The organism is Duganella dendranthematis (genome assembly GCF_012849375.1).
GTDB lineage: Bacteria > Pseudomonadota > Gammaproteobacteria > Burkholderiales > Burkholderiaceae_D > Rugamonas > Rugamonas dendranthematis.
Genome location: NZ_CP051684.1, coordinates 3,439,916 through 3,456,070, shown reverse-complemented (window position 1 = coordinate 3,456,070; position 16,155 = coordinate 3,439,916). Strand labels below are relative to the sequence as shown.

The window sequence follows — 16,155 nt, the reverse complement described above, 5'->3', positions numbered from 1 at the left end:
TAGTGTGCTCATGCCACAAAGCAACGTCCACCCGTCCCCCGCCCGCCTGTCGCGCGCCGCCGCCGCGCTGTGTCTGATGCTAAGCCTGCTGGCGCCGGCCCATGCCGGCAACGACGAGCGCTGGACCGGCCTCAGCCATACCTCCTTCAAGCACACCGTCCATGCCGACCTCAGCAGCGGGCTGTGCTTCGCCCAGGACCGCCAGGGCTTTCTGTGGATCGGCACCCAGGCCGGCCTGACCCGCTGGGACGGCAACCGTCATGTCAAATACGTGGCCGACGCGCGCGAGGACGCGCTGCCCGACAGCTTCATCATGAGTCTGCACGTCGACAGTCAGGGCCGGCTGTGGGCCGGCATGAGCTCCGGCGGGCTGGCCCGCTATGATCCCGATCATGACAAATTCATCCGCTATCGTGCCAGCCCGAGCGGCCTGCGCGATCCGCGCGTGGCGGCCATGGCCGACGACGGCCAGGGTGGCCTGTGGATCGCCACCGGCAGCGGCCTCGACCACTTGGCCGCCGACGGCCGCTTCGACCGCCTGGGCGACAGCTTGGGCGCCGCCACACTGCCCGAGGGCGGCATCGACACGCTGCTGCGCGACGCCGACGGCGTGCTGTGGGCCGGCACCCGGCGCGGCCTGTTCCTCTTGCGCCAGGGATTGCCGGTGCAACAGGTGACGCTGGGCGGCAAAGCCAACCTGCCGGTCAACAGCCTGTTGCGCGATAGCACCGACCGGCTGTGGATCGGCAGCCGCACCAGCGGCGCCTACCTGCTGGCGGCCGGCGCGGCCAACGCCACGCCGGTGCTGGAAAGCGGCGCCCAGCCGACACTGCAAAACGAACGGGTGGCGGCCATTGTCGAAGCCACGCCCGACGAAATCTGGTTCGGCACCAATGGCGCCAACGGCGGCATCGTGGTGCTCGATGTGCCGCACCACACCACGCGCCGCATCCACCACCGCAGCGACACCCCGGACAGCCTGGCCGACAACGACGTGCTGACCATGTTCCGCGAACGCAGCGGCATCATCTACGCCGCCAATATGGCCGGCATCAGCCAGCACGCGCCGCAGCCGGCTGCGGTGGCCACCATCCGCCACCTGGCCCCGGGCCGCAGCGGCGTACTCAGCGTGCCAAGCGTGATGAACGCGCCGGACGGCAAGCTGTGGCTCAGTCTGATCAGCGGCGGCGTCGAACTGATCGATCCGTATCGCGGCTACAGCGGCCAGCTGGCGGGCAGCCATGGCCTGCCGCCGGGCCGCGTGCTGACTACTGCGGCCGGCCCCGACGGCGAAACCTATATCGGCACCCAGCACGGCCTGTTCCGCGCCAGCGCTGACGGCCGCAGCGTGCAGCGCGTGGCGCTGCCGCAGCGGCGCGACGAGGAAGAAGTGTGGAACCTGACGGTAACCGGCCGCACGCTGTGGATGGGCGGCCTGGACGGCCTGTGGGCGCTCGACCTGCCGGCCGGCGGCGGCACGCCGCGCCTGCTGCGCCACGAAGGCAAGAGCCTGGGCGATCCGCGCGTCACCGTCATCCTGCCGGCCGGCGACGATGTCTGGGTCGGCACCCGCACCGGGCTGGCGCGGCTGGGGCCGGACGTGGTGGAAATCATGCCGGCCGACCTCGGCACGCCGGACCGGCTGCCGCCCGGCTACGTGTCGTCGCTGCTGCTGGATGCGCAGGGCCGGCTGTGGCTGTCAAACTTCGGCACCGGCGTGGTCATTCTCGAACGCACCGACGCCGACGGCCGCCGCCGCTTCCGCCGGATCGGCATGCAGCAGGGTCTGCCCGACAGCGGCGCCAATAAGCTGCTGCAAGACCGCCAGGGCATGATCTGGGCCAGCACCGACGCCGGCCTGGCGCGCATCGATCCGCGCTCGCTGACGGTGCAGCCGCTCGGCCCCGGCGAAGGCGTGCAGGTGCCGATGTACTGGACCAATTCCGGCACCGTCACGACCGAGGGCGAACTGGTGTTCGGCGGCCTGTCCGGCCTGACCGTGGTGCGGCCGCAGGCGCTGTCCGGCTGGCATTACAAGCCGCCGATGGTGGTCACCCGCATCCTGCTCAACGACAGGGAAATGCCGGTCGGCCCCTACAACGCCGGCCTCGGCGGCAAGGCCGCGCCGATCACCGTTACCACCGCCGCGCGCGAACGTGGCTTCTCGGTCGAATTCGCCGCGCTGGACTATTCGGCGCCGGAGCGCAACCGTTACGCCTACCAGCTCAAAGGCTTCGACTCGCACTGGGTCGAGACCGAGGCCACCTCGCGTCGCGCCAGCTACAACAACCTGCCGCCGGGCGACTATGTGCTGCTGTTGCGCGGCTCCAACCGCAACGGCGACTGGGCCGCACCGCTCGAAGTGCCGGTGCGGGTGCTGCCGGCCTGGCACCAGCGGCCGGAAGCGCGGCTGGCGCTGCTGGCGCTGGCGCTGCTGGCGGGCGCCGGTCTGGTGCAGACCCGCACCGCCTATCTGCGGCGTCGCCAGCGCGAACTGGAAGCCATGGTCGAGACGCGCACCGCCGAACTGCGCGCCACCCAGGCACAGCTGGAAACGCTGGCCTACGGCGATCCGCTGACCGGCCTGGCCAACCGCCGCCTGTTCAACGACGAACTGCGCCATCTGGTGGCGCAGGCCGAACGGGGCGGCGGCGCCTTCACGCTGTTGCTGGTCGACCTCGACCGCTTCAAGCCGGTCAACGACACCCACGGCCACGATGCTGGCGACGCCTTGCTGGCCGCCGCCGCCGACCGCCTGTGCGCCGCCGTGCGCGAAGCCGACCGGCCATTCCGCCTGGGCGGCGATGAGTTCGCCGTGCTGCTGGCCCATACCGGTGACGGCGCCACGCTGGAACCGGTGTGTGCGCGCATTCTCGCCAACCTGGCCCTGCCGTTGTCGTATGGCGAGGCCACCATCGAAATCAGCGCCAGCATCGGCGCCGCCATCTACCGCGACGGCGAAAGCCACGAGCAGCTCTACAAGCGCGCCGACCTCGCCCTGTACCAGGCCAAGGCGGCCGGTCGCGACACCTGGCGCCTCAGTCCTTGAAGGTAGGCACGGATTTGCTCATGCCGGCCATCATGGCCGCCTGCAGATCGGATGACATCAGCATGGCGGCATTCCATGTGGCGACGTAGTTGAGGCCGTCCGCGATGGTGTGGTCGCGGGCGTAGCTGATCATCTCCTTGACGCCGCGCACCGACAGCGGCGACTTGGCGGCGATCTGCTCGGCGATTTCCCGCACGCCGGCCCGCAGCGCGTCCGGCGACTCGAACACGCGGTTGACCAGCCGCATCTCCCTGGCTTCGGCGGCGTCGAATTTGCGCGCGGTGTAGGCCAGTTCGCGTGCCATGCCCTCGCCGATCAGACGCGGCAAGCGTTGCAGCGTACCCACATCGGCCACCATGCCGATATCGATTTCCTTGATGGTGAACCAGGCGTCGGCCGCGCAGTAGCGCATGTCGGCGCAGCAGATCAGATCGATGCCGCCGCCGACGCACGCGCCATGCACGGCCGCCAGCACCGGCTTGCGGCAGCGCTCCAGGCTGGTCAGCGTGTCCTGCAAATCGAGGATCACGCGGCGCAGGTTTTCGCGCGTGCGGCCGTCGCACTCGTCGCGCACCTGGGCGCCGACGCCCAGCATCATCTGCAAATCGATGCCGGCGGTGAAGGCCTTGCCCTCGCCTTCCAGGATGGCGACGCGGATCGCCGGCGTCTCGTCGACGTAGCGGAAGGCCGTACGAATGTCATGCCACATGGCAAGGTTCATCGCGTTCAGCTTGTCCGGGCGGTTGAGGCGGATGGTGGCGATGGCGCCGTCCACAAGCAGGCTGACGGCTTCTAAAACTGGGATCATGCAAGTCTCCTTTTTGTCGTTGAAATACGTTATATTGATCTTCGCGGCATGAATATTCCTAATCATAACGAGGAGATAGGCATGGCAACACAGTTCAAGCTTAACGGCAAAGAAGTCAGTGTGCAGGCCGAAGCGGATACCCCACTGCTGTGGGTGATCCGCGACGAAATCGGCCTGACCGGCACCAAGTTCGGATGTGGCCTGGCGCTGTGCGGCGCCTGCACCGTCCACCTCGACGGCCAACCGATCCGCTCCTGCCAGACGCCGGTCTCGGTAGTCGCCGGCAAAAAAGTCGCCACCATCGAATCGCTGTCCAAAGATAACTCCCACCCGCTGCAAAAAGCCTGGATCGCCCACGACGTGCCGCAATGCGGCTACTGCCAGTCCGGCCAGCTGATGAGCGCGGCCGCGCTGCTCAGCACCAACAAGCATCCCAGCGATACCGACATCGACAACGCCATGAGCGGCAATATCTGCCGATGTGGCACCTACAACCGCATCCGCGCCGCCATCCACACCGCCGCCGCAGAAATGCGCAAGGCATAAGGAGACGGCCATGACGACCAATCGCAGGGAATTCCTGAAAACCACCGCCGTGGTCGGCGGCGGACTGACGCTGGGCGTGTTCTTGCCCGCGCAACTGGACCAGGCCGTGGCGGCCGGCACGCTGCACACGCCCAACGCCTGGGTCCACATCGCCGACGACAACACCATCACGCTGCTGTCGGCCCGTTCCGAAATGGGCCAGGGCGTGTACACCTCAATGCCGATGCTGATCGCCGAAGAGCTGGGGGTGGACATCCGCAAGATCAAGGTGGAGATCGCGCCGGTGGCGCCGGTCTACACCAACGCCCTGCTCGGCGCGCAAATCACCGGCGGCTCGACCTCGGTGCGCGACGGCTGGGACAAGCTGCGCATCGCCGGCGCCCAGGTGCGCACCATGCTGGTCAATGCGGCGGCGGCCAGGTGGAATGTCGACGCCGCGCAACTGCGCGCGGCCGACGGCAAGGTCACCGGTCCCGGCGGCCGCAGCGCCACCTATGGCGAGCTGGCCGAGGCGGCCTCCAAGCTGCCGGTGCCGAAAAAAGTAACGCTGAAGGAAGCCAAAAACTTCAAGGTCATCGGCAAGCCCACCAAGCGATTGGACACGGCTTACAAGGTCAACGGCACCGCCGAGTACGGCATCGACGTCAAGCTGCCCGGCATGGTGTATGCGTCGCTGGAGCAGTGTCCGGTCATCGGCGGCAAGCCGACCAGCTTCGACGCCGCCAAGGCCAAGGCCATGCCCGGCGTGACCGCCGTGGTGCAGATCCGCGACGGCGTGGCGGTGGTGGCCGATACCTGGTGGCATGCGAAGAAAGCGCGCGAAGCGCTGGCGGTGCAATGGGACGAAGGCGCGGTGGCGCGCATCGACAACGCTTCGATGCAGGACGGCATCCGCAACGCCAAGGACGCCACCATCCCGATCAAGAAAACCGGTGACGCCAAGGCGGCGCTGAACAGCGCCAGCAAAAAGCTCAGCGCCGAATACTGGTCGCCGCTGCTCGCGCACGCGACCATGGAGCCGCAGAATTTCACCGCTTCGTACAAGGATGGCAAATGCCTGGTGATCGGGCCGGCGCAATTCCAGCAAGGCACGCAGGGCAATGTCGCCACCGCCATCGGCCTCAAGCCGGAAGACGTGACGGTGAAAACCACTTTCCTCGGCGGCGGTTTCGGCCGGCGGCTGGAATATGACTTCGCCGTGCAGGCGGCCGAAATCTCCAAGGCGGTCGGCAAGCCGGTCAAGCTGCTGTGGACGCGCGAGGACGACACCACGCACGACTTCTACCGGCCGATGGCGCTGCACCGCATGGCCGGCGGCCTGGACGCCAACGGCAAGCCGGTGGCGCTGACCTTGCAGCTGACCTCGCAATCGATCTCGCAACGCGCCTTCGGCCTGCCCAAGGGTACGCTGGACCCGTTCATGGCCGAAGCGGCGGTGGTTGGCTACGATATTCCCAACATGACGCAGGAACTGATCGAACACGACAGCGGCCTGCGGGTCGGCTACTGGCGCTCGGTCAGTCACGCGCTAAATGCGTTTGCCAACGAAAGCTTCATCGACGAGATGGCGGCCGCCGCCGGCAAAGATCCGTACCAGTTCCGCCTGGCGCTGTTGGACAAGCAGCCGCGCTTTGCCAAGGTGCTGAAGCTGGCGGCGGACAAATCCGGCTGGGGCAAGCCGCTGCCGAAAGGCCACTATCGCGGCATCGCACTGATGGAGGGCTACGACACGTATATGGCGCAGGTGGCCGAGATTTCGGTCGACAAGGACCACGCCATCAAGGTGCATCACGTGTGGGTGGCGGCCGATCTTGGTCAGATGATCAATCCGGACACGGTGGAGGCGCAGCTCCAGTCCAGCATCGCGTTCGGACTATCGTCGGCACTGGGGGCGGAAATCACGCTGGACAAGGGACGCGTGCAGCAGACCAACTTCCACGACTATCCGGTGCTGCGCATGAACGAGATGCCGAAGATCGACGTCACGCTGGTGCCCAGCACCGAGAAGCCGGGCGGCATCGGCGAACCGGCGACCGCGCTGATCGTCCCGGCCGTCGCCAACGCCCTGTTCGCCGCCACCGGCAAACGCGTGCGCCAGCTGCCGTTATCCGCACAACACATCCAGTCCGCCTGATGTGGCCTGCCTCAAAAGGTACTGAAAGTGGTAGCGACGGCAATGGCGACTACGCCGATAATGACAGCTAAAACTCGCAACCGCTCGACCCAAGAGGCAATCTTGACGGAGTCTAAAGAAATTTCTTTTCTATTACGCTTAAAGATCGATGTCATTTCCCACCATCCTTTAGTTTTAAGCATGTCCCTGCGTTTGCTAATGCAGGGACCTGTTGTTTTTTACGGGCTTCCACCGTCGACGCATGAATCAGTGTGAAGCTTGCACCAGCGATCAAGGTGACAATAATTGAGTAGACGACTTGTTTGTTTTGAAATTTTCTACTATCTGCAGCAGCGCTCGAAGCGTTCGACCGATCTTGCTTTGAGTTAACGCTTTCGTTATACACCCAGGTAACAAGGGAGCCTCCCGTAATCACCAATATCAACAGCCATAATACTGGTCCCCATGGGAACATCGACGCAGTTGGACCGGCCAGATCTCGATATTCTGACGCCTCCGACAAAGCTGATGCACAAAAGGCTACCGCCACCCAATATAGCTGACCATCCGCTAAGGAACGCCACATCATTTTCAGCCATAGTGACGACCACGGTGTGAGCAGCAATATCAATGCAATAAGCGTGGCTGCCAAAGCTGGCACACCTAAATTGACCAAAACCCACGCGGCAAGTTCCCAATTCACCATAATTTTCAGTCTCCAAGAAAACGCCGACTTTCCTGCATTGCTACACGAGCATGCTAACGCTGGGAAAGTTGTTCGGTTGTGACGAAAACCAAACCGCTACGGTTTGCATATTGATAATTTTCCAGCAGACGCGGCTCAATGCTGTGCCGCGTCATTTATAATGGCTGTTTCGCCCAATTTAATTAGCCATATCATGGAATTAGCCAAGTCTTTCGAGCCTGCCGACATTGAACAGTTCTGGCGTAGCGAGTGGGAAGCGCGCGGTTACTACACCGCCACCCTCGACGCCGGCAAACCTTCTTTCAGCATCCAGCTGCCGCCGCCGAACGTCACCGGCACCTTGCACATGGGCCATGCATTCAATCAGACCATCATGGATGGCCTGACCCGCTACCATCGCATGCTCGGCCATAACACCGCCTGGATTCCGGGCACCGACCACGCCGGTATCGCCACCCAGATCGTGGTGGAACGCCAGCTGGACGCGCAGAAAATCTCGCGCCACGACCTCGGCCGCGAAGAGTTCATCAAGAAGGTCTGGGAGTGGAAAGAGAAATCCGGTTCCACCATCACCGGCCAGATGCGCCGCCTGGGCGCCTCGCCGGACTGGCAGCGCGAATACTTCACCATGGACGAGACGCGCTCGAAAGTGGTGACCGACGTCTTCGTGCGCCTGCACGAGCAAGGCCTGATCTACCGCGGCAAACGCCTGGTCAACTGGGATCCGGTGCTGGGCACCGCCGTCTCCGACCTGGAAGTGGTGTCGGAAGAGGAAGACGGCTCGATGTGGTACATCCAGTATCCGCTGGCCGATGGCAGCGGTCACCTGACCGTGGCCACTACCCGTCCTGAAACCATGCTGGGCGACGTCGCCGTGGCGGTCGATCCAACCGACGAGCGCTATCAGGCGCTGGTCGGCAAGATGCTGAAGCTGCCGCTGGTCGGCCGCGAAATCCCGATCATCGCCGACGAATACGTCGACAAAGCCTTCGGCACCGGTTGCGTGAAGATCACCCCGGCGCACGATTTCAACGACTACGCCGTCGGCCAGCGCCACAAGCTGGCGATGCCATCGATCCTGACGCTGGAAGCAAAAATCGTCGACGACGCGCCGGAAGCCTATCGCGGCCTGGACCGCTTCGCGGCCCGCAAACAAATCGTCGCCGACCTGGAAGCGCAGGGTCTGCTGGAACAAGTCAAACCGCACAAGCTGATGGTGCCGCGCGGCGACCGTACCGGTGTCGTCATCGAGCCGATGCTGACCGACCAGTGGTTCGTCGCCATGAGCAAGCCGGCGCCGGAAGGCACGTTCTTCCCGGGCAAATCGATCGCCGAAACGGCGCTGGAAAAAGTCGCCAGCGGCGACATCAAGTTCGTCCCTGAAAACTGGAGCAACACTTACAACCAGTGGCTCAACAACATCCAGGACTGGTGCATCTCGCGTCAACTGTGGTGGGGCCACCAGATCCCGGCCTGGTACGACGACAACGGCAATATCTACGTCGCCAAGACCGAAGCGGAAGCCGTCGCCAAGGCCGCCGCGCAAGGCGTCACCACGCCGCTGCGCCGCGACAACGACGTGCTGGACACCTGGTTCTCGTCCGCGCTGGTGCCGTTCTCGACGCTCGGCTGGCCGGAAGAAACCCCGGACCTGAAAGCCTTCCTGCCATCGTCGGTACTGGTGACCGGCTTCGACATCATCTTCTTCTGGGTGGCACGCATGGTGATGTTCACCCTGCATTTCACCGGCAAGGTGCCGTTCGAGACCGTCTACGTGCACGGCCTGGTGCGCGACTCGCAGGGCCAGAAAATGTCCAAGTCCAAGGGCAACACGCTGGACCCGATCGACCTGATCGACGGCATCGGCATCGACGCGCTGGTGGAGAAACGCACCACCGGCCTGATGAACCCGAAAGCGGCCGAGAAGATCGCCAAGGCCACCCGCAAGGAATTCCCGGAAGGCATCGCCGCCTACGGCACCGACGCGGTGCGCTTCACGATGGCCTCGTACGCCTCGCTGGGTCGCAACATCAACTTCGACCTGGGCCGCGCCGAAGGCTACCGCAACTTCTGCAACAAGCTGTGGAACGCCACCCGGTTCGTGATGATGAACACCGAAGGCAAAGACTGCTCGGCGTCCGAAGCCGACCTGTCGAACGCCGACAAGTGGATCATCTCGCTGCTGCAAAAAGCCGAACTGGACGTGGCCAAGGGCTTTGCCGACTACCGCTTCGACAACATCGCCTCGACCATCTACAAGTTCGTCTGGGACGAGTATTGCGACTGGTATCTGGAAGTGGCCAAGGTGCAGGTGCAAAACGGCACCGAAGGCCAGCAACGCGCCACCCGCCACACGCTGCTGCGCGTGCTGGAAGTGGTGCTGCGCCTGGCCCATCCAGTGATTCCGTTCGTCACCGAAGCGCTGTGGCAAGCCGTTGCGCCGCTGGCCGGCAAGACCGGTGATTCGATCATGATGCAGCCGTACCCGATCGCCAACACCGCCAACATCGACGAGTCGGCCGAGGCGTGGATGCAACAGCTGAAAGCGCTGATCGATGCGACCCGTAACCTGCGCGGCGAAATGCAACTGGCGCCGTCGCTGCGCGTGCCGCTGATCGTCGAGCCGGGCAGCGCCGCCGACAAGGACGCGCTGGCGCTGTGCGCACCCTACATCCAGGCGCTGGGCAAGCTGGCCGAAGTGCAGATCGTTGACGCGCTGCCGGATTCGCCGGCCGCCGTGGCGGTAGTTGGCACGACCAAGCTGATGCTGAAAGTGGAGATCGACGTCAAAGCCGAGCGTGAGCGCCTGAGCAAGGAGATCACCCGTCTGGAAGGCGAGATCAACAAGGCCAACGGCAAGCTGTCGAACGAAAGCTTCGTGGCCCGCGCGCCGGCCGAAGTGGTGGCGCAAGAGAAGGAACGCGTCGCCAACTTCACCGCCACGCTGGACAAGATGCGCGAGCAGATCGCCAAGCTGCCTGCAGCGTAAGTTTCTGGCCTGATCGCCGACCAGCCGCCCGGTTCACGCCGGGCGGTTTTTTCATTTTGCCATTTGATAAAACCTCAATTAAATGCTTTAATGCCACTTTAAATTAAAGCAGGTTCATATGAAAAAATACTTCGCAGGGTTGGCCAGCGCGCTGGTATTGGCAGCAACAGCGCACGCAGAGCAGGTGACGTACAACTATTCCGGCTACGTCAGCGCCATCTACAAATACGATCACAGCCAGCCTTGGCCGATGAACGTCAGCTCGGTGCTGACGGATGACGGGACGGTGACGACCTATCTGGACTTTCATGGCCAGATCAGCTACGACACCAGCACGCCCATGCAAGCCGGTCCGGAATGGGGACCGACCTATAGCGGCGCCTCACCATTAACTAGCGCCAGTCTCAGTTTCGACAACAGCAGCGTGAGCTACCAGTCGGCAGCCAACTCGTCAGAACTGCAGATCATCTACAAGAACCCCTACCTGTCCGACCAGTTCCGTGTGGTCACTGCAGCAGGCGACCGCACACTGGAGTTCAACTTCACTGCCGACAATGAGCACGTGCTGAACGGCAGCCGCATTCCCGGCTACCTAAATCAGTTCACCAGCCTCAACGGCTTCTACTTCGGCGGCAGCACGCAAGACGGCAACACCTTCACCGCTTTCGGCGCGATCACCTCGCTGGATCGCGTGAGTGCCGTGCCAGAGCCGGAAACCTGGGGCATGCTGGTGGCCGGCCTGGCCCTGATCGGCTGGCGCCAGCGCCGCAAGCAACGCTGCTGATCATTGCTGCTGCTCGTTTGACTTCCACCCACGGTGGACTAGTATGGTATGGGCGAACGCCCCACCGAGGAGAAGCAAATGAAGAAGCTCAGTGTTTTATTGGCCGGCTCGCTGTCGGCAGGACTCTCGGTGGGTGATGTCCTGCATGGCAGCTTCACACTGGGACGTCGACGCCCTTAAGCTACAGCAGTCCGTCCGGCAGCGGCACGGTCAACACATATGACGCCGCCGCAGGGAAAAACGCGTTCACCGCGACCTTTGGCAACAATCCTTACACGCTGAATGCCGCCAATGCCAGTTACGGATTCACCACCCAGAACCAGGCGCTAGGCCCGTGGCAGGACGCCGTGTATTGGGGCGTCAGCAGCGATCTCAACACGGGCGGCTCGGAAAGCTTGGGGCTGGTAGTTGCCGATCCATCCGCCACTGCGTTGACCTACAACCACATTCCCGATTCATTGACGCCGTTCCCCCAGGGCACATTCCGCTACTATTACAGCACCGGCATGGCCCCGCACGCCCTCTGGCTGACGGCCGCCGGCGCCATTACGTCCGTGACCTTGGTGAGTTCGGTGCCGGAACCGGCCACTTACACGATGATGGCGGCCGGCCTCGGCCTGCTGGCCTGGCGACGTCAACGTCAAATCGGCGTGATAGCCAGCAGTTCGGCATAGCGGGCGATATCGACGTTGCCACCGCTGATGATGATGCCAACGCGCTTGCCTTGCAGTTGCTCCTTCATCGCGCGTGCGGCGGCCAGGCCCAGCACGCCGGTCGGCTCCACAACCATCTTCATGCGCTCGGCGAAGAAGCGCATTTCAGCGCGCAGCTGTTCGTCGCTGGCAGTCAGGATGTCATCCACGTCGCGCTGGATAATCGGGAAAGTCAGGTTGCCCAGGTGCTGGGTCTGCGCGCCATCGGCAATCGTCTTCGGCGTCTCGATGTGCACGATGCTGCCGCTGCGGAAAGATTGCTGACCATCGTTGCCCGCCTCCGGCTCCACACCAAACAGCTTGGCCGACGGCGACAAGGCCCGCGTCGACAGCGCCGTGCCGCTCAGCAGGCCGCCACCGCCCAGCGGCGCGAACACATAATCCAGCCGTCCCGCTTCCTCGAACAACTCCTTGGCCGCCGTGCCCTGTCCGGCAATCACGTCCGGATGGTCATACGGCGGAATCAGGGTCAGGCCATGCCTGGCGGCCAGGTCGCGGCCGATCTGTTCGCGGTCTTCCGTGTAGCGGTCGTAAATCACCACTTGCGCGCCGTAGCCGCGCGTGGCGGCCACCTTGGCGGCCGGCGCATCATGCGGCATGACGATGGTGGCCGGAATCCCCAGCAGCTTGGCCGACAAGGCAATCGCCTGCGCGTGATTGCCCGACGAGAACGCCACCACGCCGGCCTTGCGCTGCTCCGGCGTGAACCTGGCCAGCGAGTTATAGCCGCCACGGAATTTGAACGCGCCCATGCGTTGGAAGTTTTCGCACTTGAAGAAAATCTCCGCACCCAGCTCGGCATTGGCGGTGCTGGAGGTCAGCACCGGCGTGCGGTGCGCGACGCCGGCAATGCGCTCGGACGCGGCAACCACGTCTTCAAAGGTAGGCAGTTTCTGTTCGCTCATGATGGTTCCTGTGGTGATTTAGCGTGCGTCGTTGTAGACGGTGGCGCGGGAGACGTTGAGATAGGCGGCGACGATGTCCATCGCCCGCCGCACATCGCTGAGGCCCGCTTCTTTCAGCTCGCGCATCAGCGCCTTGCGCTCGTCGGCTTTCAGTGCGCGCGGCGTGGTGCCGAGCCGCGCGGCAAACTGGTCGATGCGCTGGCGGATGGCGTCGGCGCCGGCCGGCGCCATGGTTTCGCTGACGGCCATCGCCGTGTCCACGCTGCCGAATTGCGTCAGCATGCTGTTGAGGCTGCGGAAAACGGTCAGGTCCACATTCAGGCACAGCGCGGCGATGTACTGGCCATCGCTGTCCTTGATGCCGACCGAGGTGCTCTTGGCCAGCCGGCCATCGGGGAATGTGTTGGGATAGTTGGCAATGACCTGCTCGAAGGCCGGATCGGCTGCGCGCGCCAAGCCGAGCTCGGTGGCGGGTTCGCCGACTTCGCGGCCGGACAGGTTGTTGTGGATCGCCAGGATGGCGTGCTCCGGCTGGGTCAGGTCATGCAGCACCACTTCGCAAAACGGCGCCAGCGTCTTTCCAAGGCCCTCGGCCACCTGCTGCATTTGCGCAAGCAGGTTTTGATGTTCAGATGTTTTCGTCATCTGAACATATTATCTCATTTTAGACTTTTCGTGTAATCACGGTCCGGGTTGCCGTTCCTCGACGTTTTCACGTGGTTCTTTTTGCATCACACCGCTGGTGGACTGGCGGCTGTCGGTGCTGTTGCCGCCGAGTGCAGGCGTTGGGTGGCGCTCGGGGCCGCTGTCCCGCTTGGGCGGCGCGCCTTTGTCGATGCCGGCGCCGCTGGTGGCGCCCTCGGTACCAGAGGGGCTGCCGGCGATGCCGTCGACAGCGCCGGGGCCGCCGATTGATTGATCATGCTGAGTCATGGCAATTCTCCTTGAAATGGTGCCCCATGCTAGCGGCGCCAGCCGGCCATCGCCATCGGCGCGCGCCGCACCGGTGTGTAGGAAATTGGATGAGAGCCTCTAATTAGCACGGTCGGTCAGTTCGTATAATGGACCCACACAATAACTATTTGGAGACCAAAAATGAAATTCCTCGCCCTCCTCGCCGCAGCTGCGCTGAGCATCTCCCCGGCCTTTGCCGACAACACCTCGCCGGTCGGCCTTTGGAAAAACATCGACGACGTCAGCGGTAAGCCCAAGGCGCTGATCCGCATCACGGAAACCAACGGCGTCCTGCAAGGTAAGATCGAACAACTATTCCGCGAGCCCAACGAAGACCCGGCGCCAAAATGCGATAAATGCGACGACGCCCGTAAGGACCAGCCGGTGCTGGGCATGACCATCCTGTCCGGCCTGAAGAAAGACGGCGATGAATACGCCGGCGGCGAAATCCTCGACCCGAACAACGGCAAGGTCTACAAGAGTAAAATGCACCTGACCGACGGCGGCAAGAAACTCAGCGTGCGCGGCTACATCGGCGTGCCGATGCTGGGCCGCTCGCAAGTCTGGGTACGCCAGGAGTAATTACTGCTTGATCCCCTTGCCGGTGGCAGTCCACCAGATGCCGCCCATCAGGTGGGCCAGGTATTGCGGGTCCTTGTACATATTGCCATCGTGCCCCAGCGCCGTGACGAACACACGGCTCTGGTCGACGTAGTGATACCAGCTGACCGGATGCTCCTTGCCCATGCCGTGTGACACTTGCCCCGGCCAGATCTTGGTCGGGTCGTAGCTGGTCTCGTCGACGTTCAGCACCGGGTTGATCTTGATCTTGTACGGATCGTCAAACACATACCATTCATCGCTCCAGATCCAGTGATCCGGCAGGCCGAATGTGGCGGGGAATTTTTTATCGACCACGTCGGCCACGCCGGTTTGCAGCATGGGATGCGTGCCGACATGGCGGCCGATCAGCTTTTCAAACCACGGCCAGGTGTTGGGCGGAATGATCAGCGAGCGATGTACCAGCATGGCGTTACCACCGTGCTGTATGTACGCCTCAAACTTCTTGCGACGCGCCTCGTTCAGTTCTTCCGGCGGCGTGTTGAGGAACATCACGGCGGCGTACTGGGTCAGATCGCCATCGAAGACTTCCGGCTTGTTGGTGTAGGTCATCTCGAAGGCGTGCAGCTTGCCTAGCTTTTCCAGACTGTCGCGCGCTACCGGGATGTATTCGTAGTGGTACTTGCTCGACATGGCCAGCACCAGGATTTTGTACTGGGTGTCGGCGTGGGCGCCGGCCATCATTGTTAAACCAGCCACCAAGGCCAGCAAGCGTTGCGTCATCGTCCCCTCCTTAAGTTAGCGCTATCATTTTGTCATAGTCTAACGCAAGGTGATACGATTTGGCCAAATGAAAATAATTCTCAACGTTGTCGGCATCCTGGCGGTGATCCTGGGCGTACTCGGCATCTTCCTGCCCCTGTTACCGACCACGCCATTCCTATTACTGGCCTCGGCCTGCTTCGTGCGCGCATCGCCGCGCATGCACAACTGGCTGCAAACCAACCCGGTGTTCGGCAAATACCTGCGCAATTATGAGAACGGCCACGGCATTCCGCTACGCGGCAAGATCTGGGTGCTGGTCTTCATGTGGGGTTCGATGAGCTATTCGGTCTGGCGCACCGACATGCTGTGGGTGCGCCTGCTGATCGTGCTGATCGGCGCCTGCGTGACCATCTACCTGACCCGCTTCGTGCCGACCATGCGCATCGACAAGAAGTGATTACGTAGCCTGCCTGGTCGGCATGACGACCACCTGCTGCAGGTTCACGTGCTTCGGCTGTGCCGCCAGGAAAGCGACGACTTCCGCCACGTCCTGCGGCTGCAGGAATTCCATGCTTCGCGCCGCTCCGGCGAGCCAGTCCTTGGCGCCCTGAAAGGTCCAATGGCCTTGCAGCTCAGTCTCGGTAATGCCCGGCTCGATCAGCGACACGCGAATATCCTTCGGTCCCAGCTCCGCGCGCAGGTGGCGACTCAGGTGGCTGACATAGGCCTTGGTGCCGCTATAGACCGCAAAGTACGGATAGATATTCTGCGCGGCGATCGACGAGGTGTTGATCAGATCCACCGTCGCGCCCTGCTCCGCGCTCTTGACCAGTTGCGGCACGAAGGCCGAGATCACGCGCATCACGCCGGTCACGTTCAAGTCGATCTGGTGTTGCCACACATCCGTTTCACGTGCCTCGATCGCGCCCGGCAGCATCACGCCGGCATTGTTGAAGACCAGATTGGCGGGACCGTAAGCCTGCTCGACCGCCGCCGCTGCCGCGTCCACCGACGCCTGGTCGGTGACGTCGACCATCAGCGCCAGCGCCTCGCCGCCGGCCGCGCGAATCTCGCTCACCGCTTGTTCCAATACGTCCTTTCGACGCGCCAACAACGCCACTTTGGCGCCGCGCGTGGCCAGAAGTTTGGCGGTGAAAAGGCCAATGCCGCTTGAGGCGCCGGTAATGACAGCTACACGATTTTTCATGATGCGTTCTCCTGTTGGGTTGAAAGACAGGGAACTATAGAAAATTAATCGCAAC

At 63.1% G+C, this 16,155-nt stretch carries 15 protein-coding genes; 8 read left to right on the top strand and 7 right to left on the bottom strand.

Translation table 11 applies throughout. From position 1 onward, the window contains the following. The first annotated feature begins 10 nt into the window (after window positions 1–10). Window positions 11–3,049, top strand: a complete 3,039-nt coding sequence (locus HH213_RS15760) for a diguanylate cyclase domain-containing protein (protein ID WP_169112837.1) — start codon at window positions 11–13, stop codon at window positions 3,047–3,049. On the opposite strand, the gene HH213_RS15755 is transcribed toward HH213_RS15760, so the two are convergent. Beyond that, complete coding sequence (locus tag HH213_RS15755) at window positions 3,039–3,857, bottom strand: crotonase/enoyl-CoA hydratase family protein (RefSeq protein WP_169112836.1); 819 nt, start codon at window positions 3,855–3,857, stop codon at window positions 3,039–3,041. The genes HH213_RS15760 and HH213_RS15755 overlap by 11 nt on opposite strands. Before the next feature lie 81 nt (window positions 3,858–3,938). Between HH213_RS15755 and HH213_RS15750 the strand changes: the two genes are divergently transcribed. Beyond that, window positions 3,939–4,403: a (2Fe-2S)-binding protein gene (locus HH213_RS15750; RefSeq protein WP_110847380.1), complete on the top strand. Its 465-nt coding sequence runs from the start codon at window positions 3,939–3,941 to the stop codon at window positions 4,401–4,403. Window positions 4,404–4,413: 10 nt separating this feature from the next. Then, entirely contained in the window at window positions 4,414–6,537 is a 2,124-nt protein-coding gene (locus tag HH213_RS15745) for a xanthine dehydrogenase family protein molybdopterin-binding subunit (protein WP_169112835.1), read from the top strand. Between the two features lie 151 nt (window positions 6,538–6,688). Here the strand turns inward: HH213_RS15745 and HH213_RS15740 are convergent, their stop codons facing one another. After that, a complete protein-coding gene (locus HH213_RS15740) occupies window positions 6,689–7,222 on the bottom strand; it encodes a hypothetical protein (protein ID WP_169112834.1) in 534 nt (177 codons plus the stop codon). Between the two features lie 193 nt (window positions 7,223–7,415). Here HH213_RS15740 and HH213_RS15735 point away from each other — a divergent pair, with 193 nt between their 5' ends. The 3 genes from HH213_RS15735 to HH213_RS15725 all read left to right on the top strand — a co-directional run bounded on the left by HH213_RS15735 (window position 7,416) and on the right by HH213_RS15725 (window position 11,669). Then, a complete protein-coding gene (locus tag HH213_RS15735; RefSeq protein WP_169112833.1) occupies window positions 7,416–10,211 on the top strand; it encodes a valine--tRNA ligase in 2,796 nt (931 codons plus the stop codon). A gap of 118 nt (window positions 10,212–10,329) precedes the next feature. After that, window positions 10,330–10,995: a PEP-CTERM sorting domain-containing protein gene (locus HH213_RS15730; protein ID WP_169112832.1), complete on the top strand. Its 666-nt coding sequence runs from the start codon at window positions 10,330–10,332 to the stop codon at window positions 10,993–10,995. Window positions 10,996–11,390: 395 nt separating this feature from the next. Continuing rightward, a complete protein-coding gene (locus HH213_RS15725) occupies window positions 11,391–11,669 on the top strand; it encodes a PEP-CTERM sorting domain-containing protein (RefSeq protein WP_169112831.1) in 279 nt (92 codons plus the stop codon). On the opposite strand, the gene HH213_RS15720 is transcribed toward HH213_RS15725, so the two are convergent. The 3 genes from HH213_RS15720 to HH213_RS15710 are packed head-to-tail and all read right to left on the bottom strand — an operon-like array spanning window position 11,636 to window position 13,546. Further along, window positions 11,636–12,613, bottom strand: a complete 978-nt coding sequence (locus tag HH213_RS15720) for a threo-3-hydroxy-L-aspartate ammonia-lyase (RefSeq protein WP_169112830.1) — start codon at window positions 12,611–12,613, stop codon at window positions 11,636–11,638. The genes HH213_RS15725 and HH213_RS15720 overlap by 34 nt on opposite strands. 18 nt (window positions 12,614–12,631) lie before the next feature. Then, complete coding sequence (locus HH213_RS15715; RefSeq protein WP_169112829.1) at window positions 12,632–13,258, bottom strand: helix-turn-helix transcriptional regulator; 627 nt, start codon at window positions 13,256–13,258, stop codon at window positions 12,632–12,634. Window positions 13,259–13,294: 36 nt separating this feature from the next. Next, entirely contained in the window at window positions 13,295–13,546 is a 252-nt protein-coding gene (locus HH213_RS15710) for a hypothetical protein (protein ID WP_110847386.1), read from the bottom strand. A gap of 162 nt (window positions 13,547–13,708) precedes the next feature. On the opposite strand from HH213_RS15710, the gene HH213_RS15705 reads away from it, so the two are divergent. Further along, complete coding sequence (locus HH213_RS15705) at window positions 13,709–14,149, top strand: DUF2147 domain-containing protein (RefSeq protein WP_169112828.1); 441 nt, start codon at window positions 13,709–13,711, stop codon at window positions 14,147–14,149. Here the strand turns inward: HH213_RS15705 and HH213_RS15700 are convergent, their stop codons facing one another. Further along, window positions 14,150–14,911, bottom strand: coding sequence for a ThuA domain-containing protein (locus HH213_RS15700; RefSeq protein WP_169112827.1), 762 nt, complete (start codon window positions 14,909–14,911; stop codon window positions 14,150–14,152). Between the two features lie 67 nt (window positions 14,912–14,978). Here HH213_RS15700 and HH213_RS15695 point away from each other — a divergent pair, with 67 nt between their 5' ends. Next, window positions 14,979–15,350, top strand: a complete 372-nt coding sequence (locus tag HH213_RS15695) for a YbaN family protein (RefSeq protein WP_169112826.1) — start codon at window positions 14,979–14,981, stop codon at window positions 15,348–15,350. On the opposite strand, the gene HH213_RS15690 is transcribed toward HH213_RS15695, so the two are convergent. After that, window positions 15,351–16,100, bottom strand: a complete 750-nt coding sequence (locus HH213_RS15690) for an SDR family oxidoreductase (RefSeq protein ID WP_169112825.1) — start codon at window positions 16,098–16,100, stop codon at window positions 15,351–15,353. Between the last annotated feature and the right edge of the window lie 55 nt (window positions 16,101–16,155).

What these genes read in the sequence shown, in the direction of transcription:
- HH213_RS15760 (WP_169112837.1), top strand. Translation starts at nt 11, where the DNA reads ATGCCACAAAGCAACGTCCACCCGTCCCCCGCCCGCCTGTCGCGCGCC.
- HH213_RS15755 (WP_169112836.1), bottom strand. Translation starts at nt 3,857, where the DNA reads ATGATCCCAGTTTTAGAAGCCGTCAGCCTGCTTGTGGACGGCGCCATC.
- HH213_RS15750 (WP_110847380.1), top strand. Translation starts at nt 3,939, where the DNA reads ATGGCAACACAGTTCAAGCTTAACGGCAAAGAAGTCAGTGTGCAGGCC.
- HH213_RS15745 (WP_169112835.1), top strand. Translation starts at nt 4,414, where the DNA reads ATGACGACCAATCGCAGGGAATTCCTGAAAACCACCGCCGTGGTCGGC.
- HH213_RS15740 (WP_169112834.1), bottom strand. Translation starts at nt 7,222, where the DNA reads ATGGTGAATTGGGAACTTGCCGCGTGGGTTTTGGTCAATTTAGGTGTG.
- HH213_RS15735 (WP_169112833.1), top strand. Translation starts at nt 7,416, where the DNA reads ATGGAATTAGCCAAGTCTTTCGAGCCTGCCGACATTGAACAGTTCTGG.
- HH213_RS15730 (WP_169112832.1), top strand. Translation starts at nt 10,330, where the DNA reads ATGAAAAAATACTTCGCAGGGTTGGCCAGCGCGCTGGTATTGGCAGCA.
- HH213_RS15720 (WP_169112830.1), bottom strand. Translation starts at nt 12,613, where the DNA reads ATGAGCGAACAGAAACTGCCTACCTTTGAAGACGTGGTTGCCGCGTCC.
- HH213_RS15715 (WP_169112829.1), bottom strand. Translation starts at nt 13,258, where the DNA reads ATGACGAAAACATCTGAACATCAAAACCTGCTTGCGCAAATGCAGCAG.
- HH213_RS15710 (WP_110847386.1), bottom strand. Translation starts at nt 13,546, where the DNA reads ATGACTCAGCATGATCAATCAATCGGCGGCCCCGGCGCTGTCGACGGC.
- HH213_RS15705 (WP_169112828.1), top strand. Translation starts at nt 13,709, where the DNA reads ATGAAATTCCTCGCCCTCCTCGCCGCAGCTGCGCTGAGCATCTCCCCG.
- HH213_RS15700 (WP_169112827.1), bottom strand. Translation starts at nt 14,911, where the DNA reads ATGACGCAACGCTTGCTGGCCTTGGTGGCTGGTTTAACAATGATGGCC.
- HH213_RS15695 (WP_169112826.1), top strand. Translation starts at nt 14,979, where the DNA reads ATGAAAATAATTCTCAACGTTGTCGGCATCCTGGCGGTGATCCTGGGC.
- HH213_RS15690 (WP_169112825.1), bottom strand. Translation starts at nt 16,100, where the DNA reads ATGAAAAATCGTGTAGCTGTCATTACCGGCGCCTCAAGCGGCATTGGC.